At 62.6% G+C, this 3055-nt stretch carries 2 protein-coding genes; one reads left to right on the forward strand and one right to left on the reverse strand.

All coding sequences use genetic code 11. The annotated features are described in order from the left end of the window. Nucleotides 1–275: 275 nt before the first annotated feature. Complete coding sequence (locus GEV05_30920) at nucleotides 276–1277, forward strand: tripartite tricarboxylate transporter substrate binding protein (GenBank protein ID MPZ47690.1); 1002 nt, start codon at nucleotides 276–278, stop codon at nucleotides 1275–1277. Nucleotides 1278–1452: 175 nt separating this feature from the next. Here the strand turns inward: GEV05_30920 and GEV05_30925 are convergent, their stop codons facing one another. Further along, nucleotides 1453–2436, reverse strand: coding sequence for a tripartite tricarboxylate transporter substrate binding protein (locus tag GEV05_30925; protein ID MPZ47691.1), 984 nt, complete (start codon nucleotides 2434–2436; stop codon nucleotides 1453–1455). Nucleotides 2437–3055: the final 619 nt, after the last annotated feature.

The following is a 3055-nucleotide window of genomic DNA, read 5'->3' on the forward strand; positions in this document are numbered from 1 at the left end:
GTGACGAGATTCTGAGTAGCTGCGCGCTCTTCTGGCGAATTGGACCCAGCGACGGCAGTAACGACGAATCTGCGATTGCGTACGGTGACAAGCTGGCCCGGGACAGGCGGCTGCTTGGTCGCGATGATTTCCTGGATACTTGTTGCCATATCTGCGGATTGCTTAGCTGGTGATGATAACTTCCGTGGGCGTTCCGATTGATTTCGAACAACGCGCATTGCGCCGGGCATTTTCTAGCTCTACATTGCCGACGGTAATTTTTTGGAGTGCATTCAATGGGTTTGTGGAAACTCGCCGTGCGAATGAGCATGTTGTTGACATGTCTGCTTGTGCAATCCCTTGCCGCGACAGCGGTCGCGCAGGAACGCTCCGCTGCGACATGGCCTACCCATCCGGTGCGCCTTGTGGTGCCCTTCCCGCCGGGCGCGAGCCCGAACGACATCATCGGTCGGCTGATCGCGCGGCAATGGAGCGAGGGACTCGGTCAGCAGGTCGTGGTCGACAATCGTGCCGGCGCGGGCGGCACGATCGGTACGGAGCAGGTAACGAAGTCGAATCCCGACGGCTATACGTTGCTCATTTCCAGCACCACGATCACGACATCGCCCAATCTCTACAAGAGCCTCGGCTACGACGTGGCGCGAGACTTGCAGCCGATCACGATGGTGGCCGCGGCGCCGATGCTGCTCTACGTGCATCCCTCCGTGCCGGCGAAAACCGCCAAGGAGTTTCTCGCGTACGCTAAATCCAAGCCGGGTGAGCTCAACTTCGGTTCGGGCGGAAATGGCACGGTGCCGCATTTCGCCGGCGAGATGCTGAAGTCGATGACCGGCATTCAGATGCAGCACGTGCCATACAAGGGCGGCTCGCCGGCGGTTGCGGCGCTGCTGGCCGGCGAAGTGAAGGTGTTTATCGATACGCCGACCGCGACGCTGGGGTTCGCCAAGCAGGGGAAGCTGCGCGTCCTCGCGGTGGCGGAGAAGAAGCGCATTGCGCTGCTTCCCGACCTTCCGACGCTCGACGAATCGGGCGTTCCTGGATTCGAGATGCGGATCTGGTATGGGTTCTTCGCACCGGCGAAGACACCGCAGGCAATCGTCGCGCGCCTGCATGCGGAGACCGTCAAGGCGCTTGGCACAGAGGAGGTGAAGTCGCGATTGACCACGCTTGGGACCGAGGCCGTCGGCAATCCGCCTGAGGTTTTTCAGCCGCTGGTGCGCTCGGAGCTGGAGCGCTGGAGGAAGGTGGCGCGGGAGGCGGGGATCAAGCCGGAATAGGATGAAACCACCCCGTCCGCAACATTGTCGCGTCCGTCCCCTCCTAGACTAGGAGGGGACGGATGGAACGCAAGAAGTGACCTCCCCTCCTGGCCAAGGAGGGGTGCCCGCGAAGCGGGCGGGATTGTGGTTCGACCGAGCGACTTGAATCCTAGAGAAGCGTGATCCGGCCGATCTATCCCGCCCGACCCCCGGTCGACTTGATGAGTCTTTCGTACTTGTCGTAGTCGGATTTGAGGCGAGCGGCGAACTCGTCCACCGTCATCGGCATCGGATCCAGCGCCTGCGCGCCCAGGATCTTCGTCACGTCGGGATGTTGCAACGCCTTTTTAAACTCGGCGTTGAGCTTCTCCACGATTGGGCGCGGCGTGCCCGCGGGTACGAAGGATCCGATCCACGCCGTGAGCTCGTAGCCCGGAACCGTTTCCGCCACCGTCGGAATGTCGGGAAACGCCTCGAGGCGTTTGCTGGACGCGACCGCCAGCGGGCGCAGGCGCTTCGCCTTCAACGCCGCGGCAACCGAGCCGATGCCGACGAAAAATACCTGGGTCTCGCCCGCCATGAGACCGATCACCGCCGGACCGCCGCCCTTGTACGGAACTTCGAGCATCTTCGTCCCCGTCATCTGCAGGAGCTGCACCATCGTCACCCAGGTATAGCTACCGGTGCCCGTCGATGCCCAGGCGATATCGTTCGGCCGCGATCTTGCGAGTGCGACCAGGTCCTTCACCGACTTCACCGGCAGCGATGGGTGCACCACCAGCATCCCGACCTGCCGGGCGAGCGGCAATACGCCGATGAAATCCTTCATCGTGTCGTAGGGCAGCTTCTTGTAGATGTGCGCGTTGGCGACATGAGTGGCCGAATTGACCATGACGGTGTAGCCGTCGGGCGGGCTGTTCGCGACCAGCTCGGAGCCGATGGTGCCCGTTGCGCCTGCCCGGTTGTCGACCACGAACGCCTGTCCCAGCGTTTCGGTCAGCCGATTGGCCATCACCCGCGCGACGACGTCGTTGGAGCCGCCGGGCGGCCAGGTGACGACGATACGGACGGGCTTCGAAGGGAAGGTTTGCGCAAGAACCGTTGAAGACACCAACGACAACGCAACTGCAAGGACAGCAAGGGCCGGGACTGCGTGGATGGTTCGGCACCGCATCATGGCTTCGCTCTCTTCCTGTTGGTCGTCACGGGCCAGTTGCTGGCGAGGATGCGTGGGCCCGGGCACGGCACCCTTCGCGCAGTCCAGGTTCGGACAGCTCGTCACGCCCCGCGCGCGGATCACGCAGGCGAAGTCGTGTCCGACCTGTCCGCAGACTCGAGCAATCGAGTGCGGCTGTTGCTATGGATTAGCGTGAGCGTGCTGCGGGCATCACAGCGGATGCTTTTGGAGGCGCGGGGCTAGGCTCGCGTGATCCGCGAACATCAACTTATCGAGATGTCGCGCGGATCGTCTTCATGGCTGCACGAGCGTTGCAGCGCCGAGTGTGTGACGACTGCACCTTCCGACGGGTAACCGAGGCAACCCTCTGTGAAGGCGTGATCGATGTGGAGGTGTGAAGATGCCGGTCGATTATAGGTCCGATTCCGAGCTCGCATAGAGCCTCGCGGCCTGTCACGCCACGCGTACGCGTGATGTGCGTGCCCTTACGGGGCAGCCGATACGCTATGCAGGTCAAGTCTTGCCGTTTGCCGGGGGCAAGCCCCCTGAAGCGCACCAAATGCGCCCGGGCTCCGGTATTATCGAGCGTTCCCTATTTCATGTCACGCTCGTCCCTCAC

The organism is Betaproteobacteria bacterium (assembly GCA_009377585.1).
In the GTDB taxonomy this organism is placed as follows: Bacteria; Pseudomonadota; Gammaproteobacteria; order Burkholderiales; family WYBJ01; genus WYBJ01.

Excerpts from the sequence above, each read along its gene's own strand:
- GEV05_30920 (MPZ47690.1), top strand. The coding sequence starts at position 276 with ATGGGTTTGTGGAAACTCGCCGTGCGAATGAGCATGTTGTTGACATGT.
- GEV05_30925 (MPZ47691.1), bottom strand. The coding sequence starts at position 2,436 with ATGATGCGGTGCCGAACCATCCACGCAGTCCCGGCCCTTGCTGTCCTT.